At 48.9% G+C, this 534-nt stretch carries 1 protein-coding gene; it reads right to left on the bottom strand.

Translation table 11 applies throughout. The annotated features are described in order from the left end of the window. The coding region (locus tag Tfer_RS15765) for a DDE-type integrase/transposase/recombinase (RefSeq protein ID WP_152909092.1) at positions 1 to 534 on the bottom strand (534 nt) is incomplete at both ends.

The raw sequence follows: 534 nt of genomic DNA, 5'->3' as shown, positions 1-534 counted from the left end.
TACGCCACAAAGAGCGTGACAAAGGAAACGGAGCCTTTTTCTGCGCCGAATCCATGAGTGGGTCGATAGTTGCCTTTAAACGTTCGGTTGAATCGTTCAATGATCTGTTTGAGTGGTCGATATTCCTCGGACACGGGATCCTCATTTGTCAGTCCGATGACTTGGCGGACATCGAAAGAAATTCCGTGTTGGGCGAAAAAGTGCTGTGCTAACAAGTAAATCGGATTGCCATCGACAACGAAAGACAAGTCTTTAGGGATCGACGGCAGCTTTTTGAGGACGTCATCGATCGCACGGATGGCAGAGAATGTATCCCGATTGGGGGAGACCCGATAAGACAGCACGACCTTTTTCACGGCATCAAACATAAAGAACAAGTAATGCCAGCGCCCTTTGACGCGAATATACGTCTCGTCGCCACAGAAGGAGCCGGACAACTCATACGGAAAACGATCGACAAAAGGTTGGACGATCAACGCAACACTGTTGGCATAGTTGATGACCGTTTGGTGAGAAATCGACAACCCATGGACG

The organism is Thermincola ferriacetica (assembly GCF_001263415.1).
GTDB lineage: Bacteria > Bacillota > Thermincolia > Thermincolales > Thermincolaceae > Thermincola > Thermincola ferriacetica.
Note: the sequence above shows the minus strand (reverse complement) of the source record. Positions and strands in the feature narration are given on the sequence as shown.